We start from the raw sequence: 22,474 nt of genomic DNA, 5'->3' as shown, positions 1-22,474 counted from the left end.
CTCACAGGAAGCGTTCGACGGTGTGGATGGCAAGGCCGAAGAGCCCGCCGACCAGCGTACCGTTGATGCGAATGAACTGGAGGTCGCGCCCCACCGCACCTTCGATACGGTCGGAAACGGTGCGCGCGTCCCAGCGCTTCACCGTCTCGGAGACCAGCCGGACGATCTCGCCGCCATAGCGGGTCGATACGCCGACCAGCGTGCGGCGGGCAAAGCGGTTGACCATCAGCTGCAGGCGCGGATCGTCGGCGAGCGCATGGCCGAGCTGTCCCAGCGATTCGCCGATACCCCCGGCAAGCACCTTGTCGGGATTGCGCACCGCCCGCAGCAGGGCGGCGCGGGCACGCTCCCACATCGCATCGAGCCAGATGCCGACCGCAGGATTGGCGAGCAGCTCGGCCTTGATCCGCGCGACCTTGGCCTGAACCTCGGGGTCATGACGCAAGTCGTGCGCGAGCGTCGCCAGCGCCTCGTCGATCTTGCCGCGCAAGGGGTGGTCGGGCTGGACGATGATCTCGGCGAGCAGGCGATAAGTGCCGTCGAGCACCCCGCTCGCCAGCTTTTCGTCGAGCCCGGTCCAGCGCATGATGGTGTTGGCCCGCGTATGGATCATCTCGCGGATCATCGCCTCGTTGGCCTCGATCACGCCGCCGAGCTTGCGCAGCAGCGCCTCGAGCACCGGCAGGTGCTTCTTGTCGGCGATCGCATTCTCGAGCATCTGGCCGAGCAGCGGCGCGGCATCGACGCTCTCCAGCTGGCGCCTGAGCCCTGCCTTGACCATCCCGCCCATCTGGTCGGGATCGAGCGATTCGAGCACGTCGGCAAACAGGTTCGCCGCGCCCTCGCGCACGCGCGACTGCTCCTCGCTGCGTGGGTCGGCGAGGAAGCCGCCAGCAGCGGCAGCAAGGTTGAAGTGGCGAAGCCGCCGCGCGACGACCTGCGGGGTGAGAAAGTTCTCGCGCAGGAAGCGCGCCATCGAATCGGCGATGCGGTCCTTGTTCACCGGAATGATCGCGGTGTGCGGGATCGGCAGCCCGAGCGGGCGGCGGAACAGCGCGGTGACCGCGAACCAGTCGGCAAGGCCGCCGACCATCGCCGCCTCGGTGAAGGCGATGGCATAGCCGAGCGGCACGTCCCAGCCCGGGTAGAGTGTGTGCAGGCGGTGCAGCACGAGGAAACCTGCCGCCATGGCCATGAGCAGGCCGGTGGCGAACAGGCGCATCCTGCGTGCCCGGTCCGGGGTCATCCCCGATCTGCCGGGCAAGCTCTGGTTCGGCATTGGCTCTGCTGCCCGGGCGATCGCGCTATCCTAACCTATTCGGCGGGAAGCGCGCCTTGCTCGGCGCGGTGCGCTTCCTCTGCGTGGTGCGGCTCGAACGTCAGCAACGTCGTGCGCAGCTTGGGCCCGATCCGCTTCTCGAAACCGTCGGCAAGGCTAAAGGCTGCAGGGACAATTACCAGCGTCAACAGCGTCGAGAGCAGCAGTCCGCCGATCACAACCATGCCCATCGGCGCACGGAAGGCCCCGTCGCCCGAGAGCGAGAGTGCGGTCGGGACCATGCCCGCGGTCATCGCCACGGTGGTCATCACGATCGGCTGCGCGCGCTTGTGCCCGGCATCGATAATCGCAGTAACCTTGTCGACGCCCTTGCCCATCTCCTCGATGGCGAAGTCGATCAGCAGGATCGAGTTCTTGGCGACGATGCCGAGCAGCATCAGGATGCCGATGTAGACCGGCATCGAGACCGGCTGGCCGACGATGGTCAGCGCGAGCAGGCCACCGAGCGGGGCGAGCAGCAGCGAGGCCATGTTCACCAGCGGCGAGACGAAGCGCTTGTAGAGCAGCACCAGCACCGCGAAGACGAGCAGGATGCCGCTGATCACCGCGATGACGAAGTTCATGATCATCTCGGCCTGCCACTGGTCCTCGCCGACCGGGGCATTGGAGACGCCCATCGGCAGGTCCTGCATGATCGGCAGCTTCTGGATCTGCTCCATCACCGGTCCCTTGACCTGGCCCGCGCCCAGATCGGCGCCAACGAAGACGCGGCGCGACTGGTTGTAGCGCTCGATCTTGGTGGGACCTGCGCCAAAGCGGATCTCGGCGACGCGCTTGAGCGGCACTGTCCCGCCCGAGGAGGTCGCAACCGGCAGGTTCTCGATCGTCGTGAAGTCACGGCGCGAATCGCGCGCGAGAACGACGCGGATCGGCACCTGGCGGTCCGAAAGCGAGAACTTGGCCGCGTTCTGGTCGATCTCGCCGAGCGTGGCGATGCGGATCGTCTGGCTGAGTGCGGTCGTGGTCACGCCAAGCTGTGCGGCAAGGTCGAGGCGCGGGACGATCACGAGTTCGGGGCGCTGCAGGTCGGCCGCAATACGCGGGGCGACGACGCCCGGAATCGTGCGCATCTGCTCGGCGAGCGTTTGCGCGGTCTTGTTGAGCAGCTCGGAATCGCTGCCCGAGAGCATGACCGAGATGTCGCGGCCCGAACCGAAACCGCCCGACTGGCTGGCGAAAGTCACGCGCGCATCGGCGATGCCTTGCAGCGCGGGCGCAAGGCGGCGCTCGAACTCGATGCTGGTGGTGGGGCGTTCCTTGGCCGGCTTGAGCGTCACGTAGAGCGTGGCGTTGCCTTCGCGCGAGGCGGCCATGACCATTGCCACCTCAGGCTCGCGCTCGAGGATGCGGGTCGCACGCGAGGCGACCTCGACGGTCTGCTCGAGCGTCGTGCCGGGCACCATCTCGATGTTGACGCGGCTGGTGTCCTCGTTGGTGCTCGGCTGGAACTGCTGGGGCAGGCCGGCGAGCAACGCAAAGGTGACCACCAGCGCGTAGATGCCCGCGCAGAAGGCGTAGAAGCGATGGTCGCGCATGCGCGCGGCGATGCGGTCGGACAAGTAACGGTACCAGGTCCCGAAGGCCCCGAGCACGCCAAGCACGGCGCGCAGGACCTTGCCCAGGACGAAGACCGCGACCGGCACGGCGAGCGGCGCGACGAGGGCCGCGACAACGATCGCCATGTCGCCCACACCCGCACCGCGCAGTCCCGTCTGGACGAGCGTGAAGATCATGACGGCAAGCGCGATGCCCGCGGCAAGGATCGCCGCGATCGGGAGTATGGCGATGAGGCCGTACCACCAGTGCGAGACGGCGGGCCGCTCGAGCGCGGCCTTGCGACGCAGCGCGTGACTGGAATCGAGCGTCCAGGCGAGGACCTTCATGTAAAGGTCCATAGCGCGCCCGCCGCCGTGCTCGGCATGGCCGTGAGCCTTGAGGAAATAGGCCGCGACCATCGGCGTGATCAGGCGCGCGACGGCAAGGCTCATTAGCACCGCGACGACGACGGTCAGGCCAAAGGCCTTGAAGAACTGGCCCGAGATGCCGGGCATCAGGCCGACCGGCAGGAACACCGCGACGATCGAGAAGGTCGTCGCGACCACGGCGAGGCCGATTTCGTCGGCGGCGTCGATCGAGGCCTGATAGGCGCTCTTGCCCATGCGCATGTGGCGCACGATGTTCTCGATCTCGACGATGGCATCGTCGACCAGCACACCCGCCACGAGGCTGAGCGCGAGCAGCGAGAGGAAGTTCAGGGTGAAACCCATGAGGTCCATGAACCAGAAGGTCGGGATCGCCGAGAGCGGGATCGCGATTGCCGAGATCATGGTCGCACGCCAGTCACGCAGGAACAGGTAGACGATCACGATCGCCAGCACTGCGCCCTCGACCAGTGCTTCCATCGAACTGGTGTACTGGCCCTTGGTATATTCGACCTGCGAGAACAGCTTGGTGAAGTGGACGTCGGGGTTGGCCTCGCGGATCGCGTCGAGCTTCTTCATCGCCTCGTCGTAGACGGCGACGTCGGAAGCGCCGATCGCGCGCTCGAACCCGAAGGTGACGACTTCGCGGCCCTTGATCTTGGCGATACGCGAGCGCTCCGAATAGCCGTCGTAGACGTTGGCCACGTCCGAAAGCTTGATCTGCCGGCCATTGCCCAGGTTGATGCGGGTCTGCGAGAGGTCGTAGGCGCTGTCGGCATTGCCCAGCACGCGCACCGACTGGCGCGACCCGGCGATCTCGGCCTCACCGCCTGCAGCGTCGGTATTGACCTGACGCAAGACGGTATTGATGTCGCGCGCGGTGACGCCCAGGGCAATCATCCGGTCGGGATCGACGACGACGCGAATTTCGCGGTCGACACCGCCGTTGCGGCTGACTGCGGCGAGCCCCTCGACCGAGAGCAAGCTCTTCGAGACGGTATCATCGATGAACCAGCTGAGCTGCTCGATCGTCATGTCGTCGGCGCTCACCGCGAAAACCGCGAGGTTGCCGCCACCACCGGCCTCGACCTTGGAGACCTGCGGCTCGAGAATGCCCTCGGGCAGGTCGCCGCGAATCTGGTCGATGGCGTTCTTGACCTGATTGGTCGCGACATCGGCGTCGGTGCCGATGGCAAAGCGCACGAAAGTGGTCGAGCTGCCTTCCGATGCCGAGGACTCGATCTCCTCGACCCCGCTGATCGAGCGGGCCGCGCCCTCGACAATCTGGGTGATCTGGGTCTCGATCTCGGTCGGGGCGGCACCGGGCTGGCTGATCAGGACGAGGACGCCGGGAAACTCGACGTCGGGCATGTTGTTCACGTCCATCCGGTTGAACGAGACCAGACCCGCGACCATCAGGCCGATGAACAGGACGATGGGGATGATCGGATTACGGATCGACCATGCGGAAATATTGCGGAGGCCCATGTGCTTGCTCTGTCCCGCCCGGCTCAGTCCGCGGCCTTGGCCGCTTGCGGCTTGACCTTGTCGTCGGGGTTGAGGAAGCCGCCGGCGCGCAGCACCACGCGCTCATCGCCCTTGAGCCCTTCGGAAATGACGATGCCCTTGGCGGTAACCAACCCGGTCTTCACGCCACGGCGCTGGACGCGCTGGTCCTTGTCCACGACGTAGACGAAGCTGCCCTTGTCGTCGTTCTGGATCGCGGACTCGGGCAGCATCGGCGCAACCACGGTGGCGCCACGGATGGTGACGCTGGCAAAGCCGCCCGGACGCAGTGCCCGGTCGTAGGAAAGCGCGATGCGCGCAGTGCCCTGACGCGTGGTCGAATCGATCACCGGCGAAATCTGCCAGACCTGCCCGGTGAAGGTCTTGCCCGAGCCGGTCGGGGTGACCTCGGCCTGCGTGCCGACCTCGATCGCGGCGAGATCGTCTTCGCTCAGGTTGGCGAGCAGTTCCATCTCGCCACCCTTGGCAAGGCGGAACAGGACGCTCGAGCCGCCGCCGACGACCTGGCCGGGCTCGACGTTGCGTTCGAGCACGAGGCCCGAGGCGGGCGCGACAATGTTGAGGCGGTTGGCCTGGGCCTGGAGCTGACGCAGGCTGGCGCGCGCGATCTGGACGTTGGCGAGTGCCGCGTCGCGTGTCGCGGTCAGGCGGTCGATGTCGGCGGTCGAGATGAAGCCGCGATCGACCAGCTTGAGCGCACGGTCGAGGTTGGCCTGCGCGAGGCGGGCATCGGCCTGCGCAACCTCGATCTGGGCGGACTGGCTGGCCTGCTGCTGGACCTGGACCGAGCGGTCGACTTCGGCGAGCACCTGCCCCGCGTTCACCCAGTCGCCCGGCTCGACGCGCACGGCGCGCACCTCGCCACCTTCGCCGACCGATCCGATCGGCATGGCACGGCGCGCGGCGAGCGTGCCGGTCGCGCCGATCTCGCCGACGACGGTCGAGCGTCCGGGCTGGACCACGGTGACCACCGGAACCTGCGCGACGCCGGTCTCGTCTACCGGACCGGCGCTACCGGAATGGAGATAGAACCAGATGCCGACAATCATCGCGACCGCAGCGATGGCGACGGTCCACAGGGTCCGGCTCGACATGCCGCCCTGTTCGGGCTCGCCGACCAGCGTATCGTGTCCGAACGCCATCGATCCGGGCGCCCCGGCCTGGCTGTCGCTGTCCGCCTCAATCTTGCTGTCGTAATTCATCAGATCACCGCCATGGCCGCGAATTGCCGGCACCATCTGCCGGGCCTCAATTCTCGTTCCGGCACAGTTGATCGCATGACCCACTCCCCGAAACTGCGGCCTTAAATCCCTGTTTATCGACATAGACCTGCGTGCACGGAGAGGCAACTTGCACTCGCCGCGCGACAGACCGTGATCGACTAACGACATGATTGCGCAAACAGGCCGATTTACGGAATTTCATTACCCCGAATACACGAAAGCGGCGGCAAACCCGAGGTTCGCCGCCGCTCTAGCTTGTCCGTAAGCGCGGAACAGCTTCGATCAGTACTTCTGCTGACGCTCGTAAAGATCGCGGTAGTGTTGAATTCGGGTAACACGCAGGCCCTGCATGCCCGAGCGGTCCACCGCGCGCTGCCACGAGGCGAATTCCTCCAGGGTAAGCTGGTAGCGTTCACAGACCTCGTCAATCGACAGCAAGCCACCGTTGACTGCGGCGACGACCTCGGCCTTGCGCCGCACCACCCAACGCGAAGTGTTCGGCGGAGGCAGCGAGTCCAGCGTGAGCGGTTCGCCAAGGGGCCCGATCACCTGCGCGGGTCGGATTTTCTGGTTCTCGATCATTTCAGCCCTCGATCACCGGTTCTGCCTGGGGGGCCGGCGACGAAAAGACCTTGTCCCCCACCGACTTGCGATAGCTTGAACCACTAAGGTTAACGAAGCTTTGCGAAGCTTTATAGGTAGTTACCACTGAGGCCGTCTGGCCCTCGAAACTGCCCCGCAAACGCATACCCCGGAGGGGCTGCGGGGTCATCGCAAGCGGGCCGCAAAGCAGGCGGGCACGAAGCCGTTCCCAATCCGGCGCGGCCCGAACCGCGCGGAAAGCCGGGTCTTCGACCACCCCGTCCGGGCCAGCGACACTGGAAATCGGATCATGTTCGGTAATCATGAAACGGGCGGTAACATGACCTTTGTCAAAGCTTCGTAAAGAAGCCCGAAAAAGGGCCCGGAATTGATCGGAACAGGGTGAACTGCCTCGTGGCACGGACAAGCCGAGCGGCATTCTCTTAACCATGTTTGCGTCAACACGCCGCGGCCCGCCGATCTCGAGCTCCGTAACCGGGAGCAGAGGTAGGAATCGCCGCCAAGGAAGCGTAAGGGGTGCAGCCATGACTGCCCTCAACGATCTGCTTGCCGGCCTCGACCCGGCCGCGCTGTTCCAGCTTCCCGAGCCCGTCTCGGCACGGCGCATCGTCGTCGCCATGTCGGGCGGCGTCGACAGCTCGGTGGTTGCCGCCATGGCCGCCGCGACCGGCGCCGAGACCATCGGCATCACCCTGCAGCTCTACGACTACGGCGCCGCCACCGGGCGCAAGGGCGCATGCTGTGCGGGCGACGACATCCGCGATGCACGCGCCGTCGCCGATCGCCTGGGCATTGCCCACTATGTCTTCGACCACGAGAGCGCGTTTCGCGAAGAGGTCGTCGAGCGCTTTGCCGACGACTACCTCGAGGGGCGCACCCCGATCCCGTGCATCCGCTGCAACATGGGGCCCAAGTTCACCGACCTGCTGCAGATGGCCCGCGACCTCGGCGCCGACTGCCTCGCCACCGGCCACTACGTGCGCCGCGTCGAGGGTCCCGCCGGAGCAGAACTGCACCGCGCGCTCGATCCCGCACGCGACCAGAGCTACTTTCTCTACGGCACCACCGAGGCGCAGCTCGACTTCCTGCGCTTCCCGCTCGGCGGCCTGCCCAAGAGCGAGACCCGCCGCCTCGCGGGCGCAGCGGGCCTGCGCGTCGCCGACAAGCCCGACAGCCAGGACATCTGCTTCGTGCCCGACGGCGACTACGCCAGGATCGTGCGCTCGGTCCGGCCCGAGGGCGTTGAAGGGGGCGAGATCGTCCACGTGCTCACCGGCGAAGTGCTCGGCACCCATCCCGGGGTGATCCACTATACCGTGGGCCAGCGCCGCGGGCTCGAGATCGGCGGGCAGAGCGAGCCGCTCTACGTCGTGCGCATCGAGGCCGCGACGCGCCGGGTCATGGTCGGCCCGCGCCGCCTGCTCGGCGTTGCCGCGGCGCGCATCGTCGAGACCAACCGCATCGGCCCGGTCCCCGCCGACCAGCCGGTCACCGCCAAGGTCCGCTCGCTCGCCAAGCCCGTGCCGGTCACGCTCGAAGGGCCGATCGGCGAAGGCGCAGCGGTGACGATCCGCTTCGCCCAGCCCGAATTCGGCGTCGCCCCGGGTCAGGCCGCGGTGTTCTATTGCGGCGAGCGCGTGCTGGGCGGTGGCTGGATCGACGCCACCACCCCGGCCGAGCCCCTACCCGCTTAGACCTTGCCCGCTTAGACCTTCCGCCTGATCCGGCCTGGCGCGCTCACTCGTCCCAGGCGTCGAGCTGGCAGCCCTCTTCGGGGGTGAAGCGCGCGCTCTGGCGGCCGAGCAGGGGCAGCCCCGCGCTGACGCTGCGCGTCTCGGCATCCTCCGAGAGCGAGACCATCCCCGCGAGCCCCGGCAGCGGGGCGAGTGCGAGGTCCGCCTCGCAGGCGTCGAGACCACGGTTCGAGACATAGCGGCACACGCAGCCGATCCGCGCGGCGTAGGACGCGCCGATACGGGTGCGCCCGCGCATGTCGCTCCAGTTCCACGCGAGCAGCCCCGCGACCACCGCCAGCACCAGCACCACGAGATAGCGCAGCCGCCGCGAAGGCTGGCGGATCGGCAGGCCGGGCGCCCGGCGCTCGCGGCGCCCCACGCCCTGCGCCATGCCGCGTGCGGCCTGCGCGAGCTTGTCCCCGAGCGGGAATTTGGGGGGTGTTGCCATCGTCATGCTTCTCGTACAGTGCAACCCGCATCATGCCGGTTCGCCGCCTTCCCCATATCCTCGCCCTCCTCGCCCTGCCAAGCCTCACAGCCTGTGGAGAAAAGGCACCCGAGGGCCCGCCCCCGCCGAGCACCGAAGCGGTGCGCGCGATCAAGGACGATGGCGGCGCCCCCGAGCAGGATCTGGGCCGCGCCATCGACGGTCTTTTCGACAAGCTCGCGGTCGGCGAGACGCAGGCGCTCGTCATCATGAAGCGCGGCGCGGTGATTGCCGAACGCTATGCCCCCGGGATCGACGCGAAGACCCGCCTGCCCGGATGGAGCGCGGGTCAATGCGTGACCGCGCTGATGATCGGCCAGCTGGTGAGCGACGGGCGGCTGCGCCTGAACGAATCCGCGCCCGTCCCCGACTGGCAGCGCGCGGGCGATCCGCGCGGCGAGATCACGCTCAAGCAGCTGCTGCAGATGCGCTCGGGCCTGCGCCACGTCGAGAACGCCGAGGCTACCGGGAGCGGGACCGACAGCGCGCGGGTCGCGCGCCAGTCCGATCGCATGCGCATGCTGTTTCTCGACGGACGCGACGACATGGCCGCCTATGCCGAGGCCCAGCCGCTCGAGGCTCCCGCCGGACAGGCCTTCAAGAACTCGGCGGCGAGCGCGGTGATCCTCGCCGACCTCGCCGCGCGCGTACTCGCGCCGCAGGGCGATGCGACCTATCGCCGCGAGGCGGTGGGCGGATATCTCAGGAGCCGCGTGCTCGCCCCGATCGGGATGACCTCGACCATGGTCGGCTTCGACCGCGCGGGGACGCTGGTGGGTGCAGGCATGATCCACGCCAATGCGCGCGACTGGGCCAAGCTCGCCGAATTCCTGCGCCATCGTGGCTCGGTGCGCGGCGCACAAGTGCTACCGCGCCGCTGGATCAGCGTGATGATGGACCCCAGCCCGCGCAACCCGGCCTATGGCGCGGGCGTCTGGCTCAACCGCGCCGACCCGGGCGACGACGCGCGCCTGTGGCCCGCCTCCTCGCCCGCCAATACCTTCGCCTGCCTCGGCGAATACGGCCAGTACGTCGTCGGCTCGCCCGACCAGCTGCTCTCGGTCGTGCGCCTCGGACGCAGCGATCCGGTGCAGGAGCGCGAGCTGCACGATCGCATCGGCAAGCTGCTCACGCTCTTCCCCGGCGGGCGCTGACCACCGCCTCGCCCACTGCGCAGGCTGGCCTTGCGCCTTTCCCCTGTGCGGAATATACGAAGCGTATATGGTTCATATAGCAAGGCCCCGCTGATGGGCATCGTCAACATCGAGGACGAGCTGCACGACCAGCTGCGCCGCGCCAGCAAGGTCTCGTGCCGTTCGATCAACGCACAGGCCGCCTACTGGATCAGGATCGGCATGCTGTGCGAACTCAATCCCGGCCTCCCGTTCCAGGAAGTCGTGCGCCGCGAGCTGCGCGAGGCGGGCGTCGACCCGGCGCTACCGCCCGGTGCCCTGCCACCTGGTGCTCAGCCAGCCGGAGCCGGCACGCCATGATCAAGAGCCCCGCGGAAATCGAGCTGATGGCCGAGGCCGGGCGTCTGCTCGCATCGGTCTTCACCCATCTCGACGCCCAGCCGCTCGCCGGGCGCACGACCATGGAGATCAACGACCTGGTCGAGGCCTATATCGTCGACACGCTCGAGGCGCGGCCCGCCAGCAAGGGCCAATACGGCTTTCCCTATGTGCTCAACAGCTCGCGCAACGAAGTGGTCTGCCACGGCATGCCCTCCACCACGGAGACGCTGCAGGACGGCGACATCGTCAACTTCGACATCACGCTCGAGAAGGACGGCTACATCGCCGATTCGAGCAAGACCTACATGATCGGCAAGGTCTCCCCCGCCGCCCGCCGACTGGTCGAGACGACTTATGCCGCCTTGTGGAAGGGCATCGCCGCAGTGCGCCCGGGCGCGCGGCTCGGCGACATCGGCCATGCCGTCGAGAGCCACGCAAGGAGCGCGGGCTACAGCGTGGTGCGCGAATATTGCGGCCACGGCATCGGGCGCGAGATGCACGAAGACCCGCAAGTGCTCCACTTCGGCCGCCCCGGCACCGGGCTCGTCCTGCGCGAGGGCATGACCTTCACCATCGAGCCGATGCTCAACCAGGGCCGGCGCACCGTGGCCGAGCTCGAGGACGGCTGGAGCGTGGTCACCGCCGACGGCAAGCTCTCCGCCCAGTTCGAACACACCGTCGCAGTGACCGCCGATGGCGTGCGCGTCCTCACCCTGCGCCCCGACGAACGCGCGGCAAGGTGCGGGAAGACGGCGGCTTAGAGCTGGGTATCGAATTCTTCGTCATTCCCGCGAAGGCGGGAATCCACTCGGCGCAACGCTTCAAAGTCCAGACCGGCGATGAGAGCGCTTCGCTGCGGACTGCCTTCCACGATCGAGCTCCGTTTTCAGCCACGGCCCCATGGCAGGCGCTGAAACCCTCAAGGTAATCGCTGCGATGCTGGGCGATGCGCTGGATCACGTTCGACGTAGTGCCGGTGAAGAGCGCGCCCTTCCGGCCCGAGACAAGCTTGGAGAGCAAGGCCGCGAAGGTCTCCTTCATGGCGAAGTTGCTACTGGATTCCCGCTTTCACGGGAATGACGAAGGGAATTGATAATGTGCAGGCCCATCTGAATCGTAAGAGCCTCGTCAACCCTCGCTTCCGAGCAGTGGAACTGAGGTAGTGGACGGAGCGAATGGGCGCGCAATGCAAGGTAGATCCATTGCATTGCAGTCGTGCGGTATCCCTGACATCGTGCTTCGATGAAGCGCCGAACGCAGATCATAGTGATCTTTTCCGTGATCCTGCTCGTTGCCTTGGCAACTCTCCCAATTTGGGGGATGGCGCCTGCGGCCTTCCTTGATTCACGTCGAACCGTAATCTCGCAGACGATCTCACCAGACGGAAAGCGCGCAGCTCAAGTCGAGCGGATGGTTGTCGGTGGAGAGCCATCCATCGTAGTTATGGTAAGGTCTTGGTGGTTGCCCGACTGGTATATGGCCGGCTGCGCGGCAGCTTCGCACTATGAGGAAGCTGAAGCGCAAGTCCGCTGGATCTCGAACGATGCGATTGCCGTGTCTCACACTGATGATCAGCTTTTTTGGAAAACCGGGTCGGCGCCTTTCCACAGCACCTCGTGCAAAGAAGTGTCGGTCAAGTTTGTAGACGAGCACCAAAGGCGGGCTCCACGAACATAGCCCGAAAACCCGCCCCCGACGCAGGCGCCACCCTCACCCCTCAGCGAGGTCGACCCGTATCGGCGGGAGGACATCCTTGGCGGCATTGCCCTGCTCGTCGACATGCCCCTCGGGATCGGGGTGGATCAGGATCTCGACCTCGGGGAACTCGGCGTGAATGCGATCCTCGATCTCGTCCATGACCTTGTGCACCTCGCGCACGGTCATCTTGCCGTCGACCCAGATGTGGAACTGGACGAAGTCCTTGTTGCCCGAGGTGCGGGTGCGCAGGTCGTGGACCCCGGTGATGTCGGGATTGCGTGCGAGCAGGTCGAGGAAGCGTGCCTTCTTCTCCTCGGGCCACTCGTGGTCCATGAGCTGGTCGATCGCCTCCTGCGAGGCCTGCCACGCGCCCCAGGCGAGCCAGCCCGCGATGCCGAGGCCGAACAGCGCGTCGGCGCCGCGAAGGCCTGCGAAGACCTCGAGCGCGAGCGCCACGATCACCGCGAGGTTGAGCAGCAGGTCCGACTGGTAATGGACGTTGTCGGTCTTGATCGCGAGGCTTTTGGTGCGGCGGATGACGTAGCGCTGCCAGCCGATCAGCGCGAAGGTGACGAGGATCGCGATTACCGAGACGGCTATGCCCTCGCCCGCTGCCGCGACCTCGCCGCCGCCCATGAGCTGCTCGATCGCGCGCGCGGCGATGCCGAGCGCCGAAATCGAGATCAGGACGATCTGGAACATGGCCGCGATGGCCTCGGCCTTGCCGTGCCCGAAGCGGTGCTTGTCGTCGGCAGGCTGCGCCGCGATCCACACGCCGAGCAGGGTCGCAAGGCTCGCCACGAGGTCGAGCGTGGTGTCGGCGAGGCTGCCGAGCATCGCGGTCGAGCCGGTGCTCCACGCCGCCCAGCCCTTGAGCGCGAGCAGCACCAGCGCCGCGGAGATGCTCGCCGCAGCCGCGCTCTTGTTGAGCCAGGCGTGATCGCGCCCGCCGGTCTCGCTCATTGCCCCGTATCCTTCAATTGGCCCTGCCCTTTGATTTGCACTGTCCTTCAGTTGCGCCGCGTCCCGATCACTGCGTCCGGCGTCACGGATAGAGCAGCGTGCTCGACCAGGTCCCTTCGCCATCGCGCACGAAGCGGCGACGCTCGTGGAGGCGATAGGGGCGATCGTGCCAGAATTCCATCGCCTCGGGCACCACGCGGTAGCCGCCCCAGTGCCTGGGCCGCTCGACCTCGCCGCCCTCGAAGCGCGCGCGCGCCTCTTCGTAGCGGGCAAGGAAGGTCTCGCGCGAATCGAGCGGAGCCGACTGGTCGGAAGCGACCGCGCCGAGCTGCGAATCGCGGTGGCGCGAGTGGAAGTAAGCCTCGGCCTCGGCCTCGCTCACCGGGGCGAGCGCGCCCTCGATGCGGATCTGGCGGCGCAGGCTCTTCCAGTGGAACAGCAGCGCGACATGCGGATTGGCCGCGATCTCGCCGCCCTTGCGGCTGTGGCCATTGGTGTAGAAGACGAAGCCGTCGGGTCCATAGCCCTTCAGGAGGACCATGCGCACCGAGGGACGGCCCTCGGGGCTCGCAGTGGCGAGCGCCATGGCGTTCGAATCGTTGGGCTCGCTCGCGCGCGCCTCCTCGTACCAGGTCTCGAACAGCGCCAGCGGATCGCCGTGCGGGATGACTTCGCGTGCCTGTTCGCTTTCCATGGTTCGGGTCCTTTGCCTGCGGTTCGTGTGCCCGATAGCCCCGCCAGCGCGGCGAGGGAAGGCGCAAGCGCCATGACGCGGCGATGAAAGTGGCTCGCAAGATGCGGGCAAAGCTTGCCGTTCAGCCAAGCGTCACCTAGCTAAAAGGGACCATGGCAACAGATCCCTACACCACCCTTGGCGTGTCGCGCGGGGCCGACGAGAAGGCGATCAAGTCCGCCTATCGCAAGCTCGCGAAGGAACTCCACCCCGACCGCAACAAGGACAACCCCAAGGCTGCCGAGCGTTTCTCGTCGGTGACCCAGGCCTACGACCTGCTTTCCGACAAGGAAAAACGCGCCCAGTTCGACCGCGGCGAGATCGACGCGGAGGGAAACCCTACCATGCCCTTCGGCGGCGGAGGGTTCGGCGGTGGTGGACCGCGTGGCGGCATGGGCGGCGGCAGCGGCGGTTTCGGTGGTTTCGGCGGTAACGACGGGATCGACCTCGAGGACCTGTTCGGCGGCATCTTCGGCGGCGGCGCGCAGCGCGGTGGCGGAATGGGCGGCGGCATGGGTGGCGGGGCACGCACCCGCGCCGCGCCGCGCGGAGCCAACGTGTCGTATCGCCTTTCGGTGAACCTTGCCGATGCGGCCGAGCTCAAGCCCCAGCGCATCACCTTGTCCGACGGCAAGACGATCGACCTCAAGCTGCCCGCGGGGCTTGAGGACGGCACGCAGATGCGCCTCTCGGGCAAGGGCGAGCCGGGTCCGGGCGGTGCGGGCGATGCCATCGTCACCCTCGCGCTCCAGCCGCATCCCTATTTCACCCGCGACGGCGACGACCTGCGCGTGGACCTGCCGATCACGCTCGACGAGGCGCTCAACGGCGCCAAGGTCAAGGCGCCCACGCCCTCGGGCGCGGTCATGCTGACGATCCCCCCGGGCTCGAGCTCGGGCAAGGTGCTGCGCCTCAAGGGCCGCGGCATGAGCCGCAAGAACGGGACGCGCGGCGACCAGCTGATCGCGCTCGAGATCGTCCTGCCCGAAGGCGATGCCGAGCTGGCGCGCAGGCTCGAGGGCTGGAGCGACACCCGCGACGTACGCGCGAAACTCGGGGTCTGAGCGCTCACTGGCAAAGTATCGGACCGGTCCTCGCGCCGGTCTGCTTGCCAAATACGCCGAAATCGGCGCAGTCCCTTGCCGAATCCGCAAAGTTCTCCTAAGTCGGGCCGGTACGGCCGCTCCGCGAAGGGGCGGCCCTTATTGTTTCCGCCGGAGATAGAGACATGAGCCAGCCCACTCCGCTGATGCCGCACGCGACCGCCTCGTGGCTGGTCGACACCACTGCGCTGACCTTCGAACAGATCGCGGAATTCTGCGGTCTGCACATGCTCGAAGTGCAGGCGATGGCCGATGACCTGGCATCCGCAAAGTACACCGGTCGCGACCCCGTGCGCGCCGGCGAACTGACCATGGAAGAGATCGAGAAGGGTCAGGCGAATCCGGAATACAAGCTGCGCATGCACAAGATTCCGGTCACCGCGAGCCGCACCAAGGGTCCGCGCTACACCCCGGTCTCCAAGCGCCAGGACAAGCCCGACGGCATCGCCTGGATTCTGCGCAACCACCCCGAGGTCTCGGACGCGCAGATCGGCAAGCTGATCGGCACCACCCGCAACACGATCGCGGCGATCCGCGACCGTTCGCACTGGAACATCGCCAACATCACCCCCAAGGACCCGGTCACGCTCGGCCTGTGCTCGCAGCGCGAGCTCGACGCGATCGTCGCCAAGGCTGCCAAGAAGGCCGGCATCGAGGGCGATGCGTTGGGTGACGAGCGCCTGACCGACGACCGCGAGGCGCTGATCGAGGAACTGCGCGCCGAGCGTCAGGCCGCCACCAAGGCTGCAAACGAGGCCGCACAGGAAGCCGAAGCCGCCGCCTGGCTCGAAGCCAAGCGCGCTGCCGAAGCCGAAGAGGGCCGGGGCGAATAAGCCCTCCCTCCCCGGTCCGTCAAAGCCGGACAGCAAAAAGGGCCGCTCCCGAAGGAGCGGCCCTTTTTCCGTCGGTGCGCCTGGATGCGAGTGCAAAGCGATCGAGCGAGGATGCCGGTCTGCCGTGCTGGTTGTGACTTCCCGCTGCCAAGAAAATGACCGCCGAGGGACGTGCGGACTAACCTGCGCTACGCGCGCAGATCAGCGCGAGGGCCATGAGAACCCCGGCCTGCGCCGGGATGACGCCTTGCGCGCCGCAACGGGAGCAAGAGGGCCAAGGCCCCGCCCCTGCAATGCTTACTCTGCCGCTTCAACCAATGCCGGCTTGGCAGGCGCAGTCTGCTTGCCAATCGCAGGCGGAACCTGCCCACCGCTGGGTGCGAGACGGCCCTCGATGCGCGCGCCCTGCTCGACGGTCAGGCTATCGTAGCTGACGTCGCCCTCGATGTAGGCGGTCTTCTCGATCACCACGTTGCGTGCCGTAACCGTGCCCCGGATGCGCCCGGCGATGCGTGCGCTGTCGGCCTTGACGTTGCCCGAGATCTCGCTCTCGGCGCCCTGGACGAACGAGGCACAGGTGATGTCACCCTCGACCCGGCCATCGAAGTGAAGGTCGGCACTGGCCTCGATATCGCCCCTGATGACGGTATCGGAGCACAGCATCGAGAAGGTCGACGCATTGCCCGCGCGGGCTGCGGAAAGCGACTTGGCCATATCAGTTGTTTTCTTTGTGAACATTGCGGGATGCCTCGAGGAACGGACGCGGATTGACCGGCTTGCCGTTCACGCGGACTTCGAAATGGAGGTGGGGTCCGGTCGAGCGACCAGTGCTGCCCATCGCCGCGATCGGCGTGCCTGCCTCGACCTTCTCGCCGACGTGGGCGTCGAACTTCGAGAGGTGGGCGTAGCGCGTCATCAGGCCGTTGCCATGGCTGATCTCGATGCAGTTGCCGTAGCCGTGACGGCGACCGACGAAGCTTACGCGGCCCTTGGCGGCAGCGTAGATCGGCGAGCCCATCGGGCCGGGGAAATCGAGCCCGGCGTGGAAGGCGGCGCCGCCCGTGAAGGGATCGGAACGATAGCCGTAGCTCGACGAGACGTAGGCGACGTGCGCCGGCTTGTACTGCGGGATCGAGGCAAGACCGTTCTCGAGCGCTTCCATCCGCTCGAGGCTGGTGCCCAGCTTCTTGAAGCGCGGATCGACCGAACCGTCGGCCGAAGTCGCCAGCTTCACCAGCGGACCGCCCTGTGCGCGCCGCTGGCTTGCAGCGATCGTGCGCGGATTGAGGCCCAGCTTGCGGATCGCGTTGCTGGCCGAATCGGCACGTTGCTCGGCGTAGCGGGTCAGGCGCTCGACGAAGGCGAGCTGCGCGGCCTCGATATGCGCGAAACGGCCCGATTGCGGCATGTTGGCACTGATCTTGGCTGCCTGCGCATCATCGGCCTCGCCCGCGGCGTCCTTGGCGGCGCCTTCCTCGGGCAGATCGCCGATATGGGCCTCGACGACCTTCTCGATGAACTTCTGGCGCTGCGCGAGATCGGAGGCGACCTCCTCGGTCTGCGAGCGGTAGCGCGCGACCCGGTTCTCGGCGCGGGCGACCTCGGCCTCGCGCTGCTGCAGCGCGGCCTGCTCGGCATCGGCCGACATTCCGGCGAGCGCGACCGCGCCGAGCGAACCGCCCCAGGCGATTGCCAGCGCACCGGCAGAAGCAGCCGCCACGACCTGAAGCCGGGAGGAAATTCGGATGAAACGGACTTGTCCCTGCGATCGCATGATCAGTTCGCGATCCGGGAATGCTGTCCTGAGGCGTTTCAGGAACGCCCCGGCAGATTGTAGATTCAAAACGACCCCGCGTGCATTTTCTGCTGTACGTTACCCCGGCACCTTGGGTAGCAGCCGCCCGCCGGGGTGGCGAATCGACTGACCGCAGACCCGCCCCGATTCAGGTTGAGTCGAGCCAGTCGCGCGACGAACCGCAGGAACTCTTTCGAGTCTCATCGTTTGCACTAGTAACCGTTCGGCAACTCGCGCGGCCCGTGGCCCTGTCCGGCGCCCTTCGTGCGCGCCCCGAGGCGCAGGCCCCTTGCGCGTTTTCAGTTGCTTTGGCGGCCACGATGCCGACGCGCAGGCGCCAGCCTGCTACCGGCCCGCCGCCGTGACTTGTGCTCCAGCTAATGTTAGGCCCCGACCATGACTGTTGAAACTCTCGAAGCCGGCACCAAGACTGCCGAGACGCCCGAAGCGCTCGTCGAGCGTATCGCCACCGAAGGCCGCGCCGCCCAGCGCGTGCTCGCCCGCATGAGCGATGCGCAGAAGGCCGAGGCACTGCGTGCCGCCGCCAAGGCGCTGCGCAGCGAAGAGGCCGCGATCCTCGAAGCCAATGCCAAGGACATCGCCGCAGGCGAAGAAAAGGGCCTCTCGGGCGCGATGCTCGATCGCCTGCGTCTCGATCCCGAGCGTCTGGCCGGTATCGCCGACGCGGTCGAGGCGGTCGCCTCGCTGCCCGACCCGGTCGGTCAGGTGATCGAGGAATCGAGCCGCCCCAACGGGCTCAAGATGAGCCGTGTGCGCATTCCCATCGGCCTCATCGGCATCATCTACGAAAGCCGGCCCAATGTGACTGCGGACGCTGCCGCGCTGTGCCTGCGCTCGGGCAATGCCGCGCTGCTGCGTGGCGGCAGCGAAGCCGTTCACTCGAACCACGCGATCCGCGCCGCCTTCGCCAAGGGACTCGCCTCGGCAGGCATCCCCGAGGCCGCGATCCAGCTCGTGCCTACGCAGGACCGCGCCGTGGTGGGTGCGATGCTGACCGCAGCGGGCTTGATCGACATGATCGTGCCGCGTGGCGGCAAGAGCCTCGTCGCGCGTGTACAGTCCGATGCCCGCGTGCCCGTGCTCGCCCACCTCGACGGCATCAACCACACCTATGTCCACGCCGATGCCGACGAAGCCACCGCGGTCGACGTCGCGGTCAACGCCAAGATGCGCCGCACCGGCATCTGCGGCGCGATGGAGACCCTGCTGCTCGATGCGCAGTTCCCGGCTTCGGCCAAGGTCGTCGCGGCGCTGATCGAGGCGGGTTGCGAGCTGCGCGGCGATGCGCGCGCGCGCGCCATCGATTCGCGCATTCTCGCCGCCACCGACGAGGACTGGGACACCGAGTACCTCGAGGCGATCCTCGCAGTGAAGGTCGTCGACGGCCTCGATGCAGCGCTCGATCATATCGCCGCGCACTCCTCGGGCCACACCGACGTGATCATCACCAGGGACGATGCCGCTGCCGAACGCTTCCTCGCCGAAGTCGACAGTGCGATCGTGATGGTCAATGCCTCGAGCCAGTTCGCCGATGGCGGCGAATTCGGTCTCGGCGCCGAGATCGGCATTGCCACCGGCCGCCTCCATGCGCGCGGGCCCGTCGCGCTCGAGGGTCTCACCACCTACAAGTGGCAGGTGCGCGGCACCGGCCAGGCACGCCCCTGATCGGGCGCGCCCGGGCTCCCCTGAGCCGGGCTGCGAAGGGGATGCGGCGAAGCGGGTTTGCAAGCCCGCCCGCGCATCCCCATCTCGGCCGCGAAAGGAGCCTTTCCTCATGAAATACAACAGGCTTGGCCGCACCGGCCTCAAGGTTTCGGAGCTGTGCCTCGGGACCATGACCTTCGGCGGCGAGGGCATGTGGGCTGCGATGGGCGGCATCGGCCAGGACGACGTCAACGCGCTCGTGCGCGGCGCGCTCGATGCCGGGATCAACTTCATCGACACCGCCAATGTCTATTCCGCGGGCATGTCCGAGGAGATGACCGGCAAGGCGCTGCGCGATCTCGGCGTGGCGCGCAGCGACGTGGTCGTCGCGACCAAGGTGCTGGGCCCCATGGGCGATGGCGTCAACGACACCGGCACCTCGCGCTATCACGTCATGAACCAGATCGACGCCAGCCTCGAACGGCTCGGGCTCGATCACGTCGACCTTTACCAGATCCATGGCTGGGACCCGCATACGCCGGTCGAGGAGACGCTGCGCGCACTCGACGACATCGTGCGTTCGGGCCGGGCACGCTACATCGGCGTCTCGAACTGGGCGGCCTGGCAGATCGCCAAGGCGCTGGGCGTTTCCGAAAGGCTGAGCCTGCAGCACTTCGCCTCGCTCCAGGCCTACTATTCGGTCGCGGGCCGCGATCTCGAGCACGAGATCGTGCCGATGCTGGAGAGCGAGGGTCTGGGGCTGATGGTTTGGAGCCCACTCGCCGGCGGCTTCCTCTCGGGCAAGTATACGCGCGAGGACGACAAGGCGGGTGGCGAGGGACGACGCGCTTCGTTCGATTTTCCGCCCGTCGACAAGGACAGCGCCTTCGACGTGATCGACGTCATGCGCGAAATCGCGAAAGCCAAGGGCGCGAGCGTGCCGCAGGTCGCCCTCGCCTGGCTGCTCGCCAAGCCGGCGGTCACCAGCGTGATCGTGGGTGCGAAGCGGCTCGACCAGCTCACCGACAACCTCGGGGCGAGTGATCTCGACCTCGATAGCGGCGAAATGGACCGGCTCGATGCCGCCATGCCCAACGCCCCGCGCTACCCCGGCTGGATGATCGAGCGTCAGGGCGAGTATCGCCAGGGCGGCAAGGCCGGCGAGGCGCCGAAGTCCTGACGTCATGGCGATGCGGGGGACACGATACGCCGGCGCTCAGGCCGGGACGCGCAAGGGGCCGGTCACCGGCCTGCTGGGCGGGAGCTTCAATCCCGCACACGGCGGGCATCGGCGCATCAGCCTCTTCGCGCTCGAGGCCCTCGCGCTCGACGAGGTCTGGTGGCTGGTCTCGCCGGGCAATCCGCTCAAGGCGCGCGAGGGTATGGCCCCGCTCGGCGCGCGGATCGAATCGGCACGGCGGCAAAGTCGCCGCGCGCGGATCCGCGTCAGTGCGATCGAGCGCGAACTGGGCACCCGTTTCACCACCGACACGCTTGCCGCCTTGTTGCGCCGCTACCCCAAACGCCGCTTCGTCTGGCTGATGGGGGCGGACAACCTCGCTCAATTCCATAAGTGGAAACACTGGCGCGATATCGCGCGACTCGTCCCGATTGCGGTTATCGCCCGACCGGGGTATGATGCAGATGCCTTCGCGAGCCCCGCGATGGCCTGGTTGGGGAAGTACCGGAGGCCCCAGTCCAGTCTCAGACGTCCGGATAGGTGGAGCGCACCTGCGCTGGTGACATTGCGATTCGATCCCGATACGCGGTCGGCCACGGCTCTACGCCAGGCTGATCCGGACTGGGCCCGGAAGTCCATGGCCGGTCATTCCGGCAAGCGATTTCCGCGCGATCCTGTCACGTACCGCCCGATTCCCGGCGATGCTGCGTGAGGTCGGCCACAGGCCCCCTCTCCATGCAAATCCGGCCCAAGCCGTTGAATCGATCGAACCTGCCACCTTGGCCCGCCCTCTCGGGGCAGACCACGGTGCTCGGCCGATCCCAGAAAGGAGCAGAACCAAACTAGATGCCACAGGCACAGATTGAGCCGGAACAGACCGGCGCAACGCCCCCGGCCATGGTCGACAGCGACGATCCGTTGCTGGCCCTCGTCATGCAGTCGCTTGACGACGATCAGGCCCAGGACCTCGTGACCATCGATCTCGAGGGTAAATCGAGCATTGCCGACTTCATGGTGATCGCCTCGGGTCGTTCGACCCGCCAGGTCGCCGCGATGGCTCAGAAACTCGGCGAACGTCTCAAGCAGAACGGCTTCGGTGCTCCGCGCATCGAGGGTCTTCCGGCAGCCGACTGGGTGCTGGTCGATGCGGGCGGCGTAGTCGTCCACCTGTTCCGTCCCGAAGTGCGCACGTTCTACAACCTCGAGCGCATGTGGGGCTTCGACGGACCTTCGGGCGCAGCCTGAAGTCACCGCTCCGGCATGCACTGCCGGGCGGCGCGAACGAGAGAGGATCATCCCGGCCCATGACCGGCCGGGGCACCGGAAGGACCTGACGCGCGGGGCGAGGATTCATGCCCTGTCGCGCAAGGGTTCCGCTTTCATCGCCGTCTCGCATGCAGCGGTCCTCTCAGGGTTGCAGCATCGTGAGGAACGGGCCGATGAATCCCGCGCCTTGCGGTGACGACCGAAGCGCGCCTAGGGAACTTGCCATGCTTCTCCACATCATCGCCCGAGGCAAGATCGCGCGCAGCCCCGAGGCCGAGCTCCTCGAGCGCTATGCCAAACGCATCACCTGGCCCTTCCAGCACAGCGAACTGCCTGATGTCGGTGTCAGAATCCCGCCGCCGCGCCACACGCCGGTGCGCGAGGTCCTGCTCGACGAGCGTGGCAAGGCCATGACCTCGGAGGAATTCGCAGCCCTGCTCGGGCGCTGGCGCGACGAGGGTGTGCGCGAATGCCGCTTCCTGCTCGGCGCTGCCGACGGCCACGGCGACGAGGCCCGCGCGCAGGCCGATCACCTGCTGTGCTTTGGCAAGATGACCTGGCCACACCTCATGGCGCGCGCGATGCTGGCCGAACAGCTATGGCGCGCGACCGCGATCCTCGCCGGTCATCCCTACCACCGTTCGGGCTGAACCGGAGGCGGGCTGCCAGCTCGATCCCGCGCTACTTGCCCCGCCCGCCGCGCATCGCGACGACCATCGCCAGCGGCACCGCGCAGCCCAGCACGAAGCCGATCCCTGCGCCCCACATCGACCCGGAATTGCCGCCCAGCATCGCTCCGAGAATGGCCCCGGCCACGAAAAAGACGGCGGGCAACAGACACCCGATTGCAAACATCGACCCGGTCCAACCCCTTTTTGCGGTGTTGT

22 protein-coding genes are annotated in these 22,474 nt (G+C 67.1%); 11 read left to right on the top strand and 11 right to left on the bottom strand.

Going from position 1 to position 22,474, the window contains the following annotated elements; translation table 11 throughout:
* Nucleotide 1: 1 nt before the first annotated feature.
* The 4 genes from I5E68_RS00960 to sciP all read right to left on the bottom strand — a co-directional run bounded on the left by I5E68_RS00960 (nt 2) and on the right by sciP (nt 6,593).
* A complete protein-coding gene (locus I5E68_RS00960; protein ID WP_197164397.1) occupies nt 2-1,222 on the bottom strand; it encodes a DUF445 domain-containing protein in 1,221 nt (406 codons plus the stop codon).
* 92 nt (nt 1,223-1,314) lie between these two features.
* A complete protein-coding gene (locus I5E68_RS00955; protein WP_197159919.1) occupies nt 1,315-4,749 on the bottom strand; it encodes an efflux RND transporter permease subunit in 3,435 nt (1,144 codons plus the stop codon).
* 23 nt (nt 4,750-4,772) lie between these two features.
* A complete protein-coding gene (locus tag I5E68_RS00950) occupies nt 4,773-5,990 on the bottom strand; it encodes an efflux RND transporter periplasmic adaptor subunit (protein WP_197159917.1) in 1,218 nt (405 codons plus the stop codon).
* 303 nt (nt 5,991-6,293) lie between these two features.
* Nucleotides 6,294-6,593 carry a CtrA inhibitor SciP gene (gene sciP, locus I5E68_RS00945; protein WP_197159915.1) on the bottom strand — a complete coding sequence of 100 codons (300 nt, stop codon included), beginning with the start codon at nt 6,591-6,593 and terminating at the stop codon, nt 6,294-6,296.
* Nucleotides 6,594-7,138: 545 nt separating this feature from the next.
* On the opposite strand from sciP, the gene mnmA reads away from it, so the two are divergent.
* Entirely contained in the window at nt 7,139-8,308 is a 1,170-nt protein-coding gene (gene mnmA, locus I5E68_RS00940) for a tRNA 2-thiouridine(34) synthase MnmA (RefSeq protein WP_197159913.1), read from the top strand.
* A 43-nt stretch (nt 8,309-8,351) separates the two neighbouring features.
* Here mnmA and I5E68_RS00935 read toward each other — a convergent pair whose 3' ends face one another.
* Nucleotides 8,352-8,798, bottom strand: coding sequence for a hypothetical protein (locus I5E68_RS00935; RefSeq protein WP_228726747.1), 447 nt, complete (start codon nt 8,796-8,798; stop codon nt 8,352-8,354).
* A gap of 32 nt (nt 8,799-8,830) precedes the next feature.
* Between I5E68_RS00935 and I5E68_RS00930 the strand changes: the two genes are divergently transcribed.
* The 3 genes from I5E68_RS00930 (at nt 8,831) to map (ending at nt 11,112) form a co-directional block, all read left to right on the top strand.
* Nucleotides 8,831-9,991 (top strand): serine hydrolase domain-containing protein, encoded by a 1,161-nt coding sequence (locus I5E68_RS00930; RefSeq protein WP_197159905.1) that lies wholly within the window; start codon nt 8,831-8,833, stop codon nt 9,989-9,991.
* A 93-nt stretch (nt 9,992-10,084) separates the two neighbouring features.
* Entirely contained in the window at nt 10,085-10,330 is a 246-nt protein-coding gene (locus I5E68_RS00925; protein ID WP_197159903.1) for a ParD-like family protein, read from the top strand.
* Nucleotides 10,327-11,112: a type I methionyl aminopeptidase gene (map, locus tag I5E68_RS00920; RefSeq protein ID WP_197159901.1), complete on the top strand. Its 786-nt coding sequence runs from the start codon at nt 10,327-10,329 to the stop codon at nt 11,110-11,112. The genes I5E68_RS00925 and map overlap by 4 nt, the downstream gene beginning before the upstream one ends.
* Here the strand turns inward: map and I5E68_RS00915 are convergent.
* The 3 genes from I5E68_RS00915 to pdxH form a co-directional block, all read right to left on the bottom strand.
* Nucleotides 11,060-11,392 (bottom strand): GIY-YIG nuclease family protein, encoded by a 333-nt coding sequence (locus I5E68_RS00915; RefSeq protein ID WP_197159899.1) that lies wholly within the window; start codon nt 11,390-11,392, stop codon nt 11,060-11,062. The genes map and I5E68_RS00915 overlap by 53 nt on opposite strands.
* A 669-nt stretch (nt 11,393-12,061) precedes the next feature.
* On the bottom strand, nt 12,062-13,012 hold the full coding sequence (locus tag I5E68_RS00910; RefSeq protein WP_197159897.1) for a cation diffusion facilitator family transporter: 951 nt from the start codon (nt 13,010-13,012) through the stop codon (nt 12,062-12,064).
* An 82-nt stretch (nt 13,013-13,094) separates the two neighbouring features.
* The gene (gene pdxH / locus I5E68_RS00905) at nt 13,095-13,706 is read right to left on the bottom strand and encodes a pyridoxamine 5'-phosphate oxidase (protein WP_197159894.1); all 612 of its coding nucleotides are present in this window, start codon (nt 13,704-13,706) and stop codon (nt 13,095-13,097) included.
* A gap of 152 nt (nt 13,707-13,858) precedes the next feature.
* Between pdxH and I5E68_RS00900 the strand changes: the two genes are divergently transcribed.
* Together I5E68_RS00900 and I5E68_RS00895 are read left to right on the top strand one after the other, a co-directional pair.
* Nucleotides 13,859-14,809 (top strand): DnaJ C-terminal domain-containing protein, encoded by a 951-nt coding sequence (locus I5E68_RS00900; RefSeq protein ID WP_197159892.1) that lies wholly within the window; start codon nt 13,859-13,861, stop codon nt 14,807-14,809.
* A 164-nt stretch (nt 14,810-14,973) separates the two neighbouring features.
* Nucleotides 14,974-15,681, top strand: a complete 708-nt coding sequence (locus I5E68_RS00895) for a DUF1013 domain-containing protein (RefSeq protein WP_197159890.1) — start codon at nt 14,974-14,976, stop codon at nt 15,679-15,681.
* Nucleotides 15,682-15,978: 297 nt separating this feature from the next.
* On the opposite strand, the gene I5E68_RS00890 is transcribed toward I5E68_RS00895, so the two are convergent.
* Together I5E68_RS00890 and I5E68_RS00885 are read right to left on the bottom strand one after the other, a co-directional pair.
* Nucleotides 15,979-16,395 (bottom strand): bactofilin family protein, encoded by a 417-nt coding sequence (locus I5E68_RS00890; protein ID WP_197159888.1) that lies wholly within the window; start codon nt 16,393-16,395, stop codon nt 15,979-15,981.
* 1 nt (nt 16,396) lies between these two features.
* Entirely contained in the window at nt 16,397-17,524 is a 1,128-nt protein-coding gene (locus tag I5E68_RS00885; RefSeq protein ID WP_197159886.1) for a M23 family metallopeptidase, read from the bottom strand.
* Between the two features lie 348 nt (nt 17,525-17,872).
* Here I5E68_RS00885 and I5E68_RS00880 point away from each other — a divergent pair, with 348 nt between their 5' ends.
* The 5 genes from I5E68_RS00880 to I5E68_RS00860 all read left to right on the top strand — a co-directional run bounded on the left by I5E68_RS00880 (nt 17,873) and on the right by I5E68_RS00860 (nt 22,237).
* Nucleotides 17,873-19,162 (top strand): glutamate-5-semialdehyde dehydrogenase, encoded by a 1,290-nt coding sequence (locus I5E68_RS00880; RefSeq protein WP_197159883.1) that lies wholly within the window; start codon nt 17,873-17,875, stop codon nt 19,160-19,162.
* Between the two features lie 109 nt (nt 19,163-19,271).
* A complete protein-coding gene (locus I5E68_RS00875; RefSeq protein ID WP_197159881.1) occupies nt 19,272-20,321 on the top strand; it encodes an aldo/keto reductase in 1,050 nt (349 codons plus the stop codon).
* Between the two features lie 10 nt (nt 20,322-20,331).
* Complete coding sequence (locus I5E68_RS00870) at nt 20,332-21,033, top strand: nicotinate-nucleotide adenylyltransferase (protein ID WP_197164393.1); 702 nt, start codon at nt 20,332-20,334, stop codon at nt 21,031-21,033.
* Nucleotides 21,034-21,167: 134 nt separating this feature from the next.
* Nucleotides 21,168-21,566 (top strand): ribosome silencing factor, encoded by a 399-nt coding sequence (gene rsfS, locus I5E68_RS00865; RefSeq protein ID WP_370463713.1) that lies wholly within the window; start codon nt 21,168-21,170, stop codon nt 21,564-21,566.
* A gap of 245 nt (nt 21,567-21,811) precedes the next feature.
* Nucleotides 21,812-22,237, top strand: coding sequence for a 23S rRNA (pseudouridine(1915)-N(3))-methyltransferase RlmH (locus I5E68_RS00860; RefSeq protein WP_197159879.1), 426 nt, complete (start codon nt 21,812-21,814; stop codon nt 22,235-22,237).
* Between the two features lie 31 nt (nt 22,238-22,268).
* Here the strand turns inward: I5E68_RS00860 and I5E68_RS00855 are convergent, their stop codons facing one another.
* Entirely contained in the window at nt 22,269-22,421 is a 153-nt protein-coding gene (locus I5E68_RS00855) for a hypothetical protein (RefSeq protein WP_197164854.1), read from the bottom strand.
* Between the last annotated feature and the right edge of the window lie 53 nt (nt 22,422-22,474).

The organism is Novosphingobium aureum (genome assembly GCF_015865035.1).
Lineage (GTDB): Bacteria > Pseudomonadota > Alphaproteobacteria > Sphingomonadales > Sphingomonadaceae > Novosphingobium > Novosphingobium aureum.
This window is presented reverse-complemented; position numbering and strand designations above follow the sequence as displayed.

What these genes read in the sequence shown, in the direction of transcription:
- I5E68_RS00960 (WP_197164397.1), bottom strand. Translation starts at nt 1,222, where the DNA reads ATGCGCCTGTTCGCCACCGGCCTGCTCATGGCCATGGCGGCAGGTTTC.
- I5E68_RS00955 (WP_197159919.1), bottom strand. Translation starts at nt 4,749, where the DNA reads ATGGGCCTCCGCAATATTTCCGCATGGTCGATCCGTAATCCGATCATC.
- I5E68_RS00950 (WP_197159917.1), bottom strand. Translation starts at nt 5,990, where the DNA reads ATGAATTACGACAGCAAGATTGAGGCGGACAGCGACAGCCAGGCCGGG.
- sciP (WP_197159915.1), bottom strand. Translation starts at nt 6,593, where the DNA reads ATGATCGAGAACCAGAAAATCCGACCCGCGCAGGTGATCGGGCCCCTT.
- mnmA (WP_197159913.1), top strand. Translation starts at nt 7,139, where the DNA reads ATGACTGCCCTCAACGATCTGCTTGCCGGCCTCGACCCGGCCGCGCTG.
- I5E68_RS00935 (WP_228726747.1), bottom strand. Translation starts at nt 8,798, where the DNA reads ATGGCAACACCCCCCAAATTCCCGCTCGGGGACAAGCTCGCGCAGGCC.
- I5E68_RS00930 (WP_197159905.1), top strand. Translation starts at nt 8,831, where the DNA reads ATGCCGGTTCGCCGCCTTCCCCATATCCTCGCCCTCCTCGCCCTGCCA.
- I5E68_RS00925 (WP_197159903.1), top strand. Translation starts at nt 10,085, where the DNA reads ATGGGCATCGTCAACATCGAGGACGAGCTGCACGACCAGCTGCGCCGC.
- map (WP_197159901.1), top strand. Translation starts at nt 10,327, where the DNA reads ATGATCAAGAGCCCCGCGGAAATCGAGCTGATGGCCGAGGCCGGGCGT.
- I5E68_RS00915 (WP_197159899.1), bottom strand. Translation starts at nt 11,392, where the DNA reads ATGAAGGAGACCTTCGCGGCCTTGCTCTCCAAGCTTGTCTCGGGCCGG.
- I5E68_RS00910 (WP_197159897.1), bottom strand. Translation starts at nt 13,012, where the DNA reads ATGAGCGAGACCGGCGGGCGCGATCACGCCTGGCTCAACAAGAGCGCG.
- pdxH (WP_197159894.1), bottom strand. Translation starts at nt 13,706, where the DNA reads ATGGAAAGCGAACAGGCACGCGAAGTCATCCCGCACGGCGATCCGCTG.
- I5E68_RS00900 (WP_197159892.1), top strand. Translation starts at nt 13,859, where the DNA reads ATGGCAACAGATCCCTACACCACCCTTGGCGTGTCGCGCGGGGCCGAC.
- I5E68_RS00895 (WP_197159890.1), top strand. Translation starts at nt 14,974, where the DNA reads ATGAGCCAGCCCACTCCGCTGATGCCGCACGCGACCGCCTCGTGGCTG.
- I5E68_RS00890 (WP_197159888.1), bottom strand. Translation starts at nt 16,395, where the DNA reads ATGGCCAAGTCGCTTTCCGCAGCCCGCGCGGGCAATGCGTCGACCTTC.
- I5E68_RS00880 (WP_197159883.1), top strand. Translation starts at nt 17,873, where the DNA reads ATGACTGTTGAAACTCTCGAAGCCGGCACCAAGACTGCCGAGACGCCC.
- I5E68_RS00875 (WP_197159881.1), top strand. Translation starts at nt 19,272, where the DNA reads ATGAAATACAACAGGCTTGGCCGCACCGGCCTCAAGGTTTCGGAGCTG.
- I5E68_RS00870 (WP_197164393.1), top strand. Translation starts at nt 20,332, where the DNA reads ATGCGGGGGACACGATACGCCGGCGCTCAGGCCGGGACGCGCAAGGGG.
- rsfS (WP_370463713.1), top strand. Translation starts at nt 21,168, where the DNA reads ATGCCACAGGCACAGATTGAGCCGGAACAGACCGGCGCAACGCCCCCG.
- I5E68_RS00860 (WP_197159879.1), top strand. Translation starts at nt 21,812, where the DNA reads ATGCTTCTCCACATCATCGCCCGAGGCAAGATCGCGCGCAGCCCCGAG.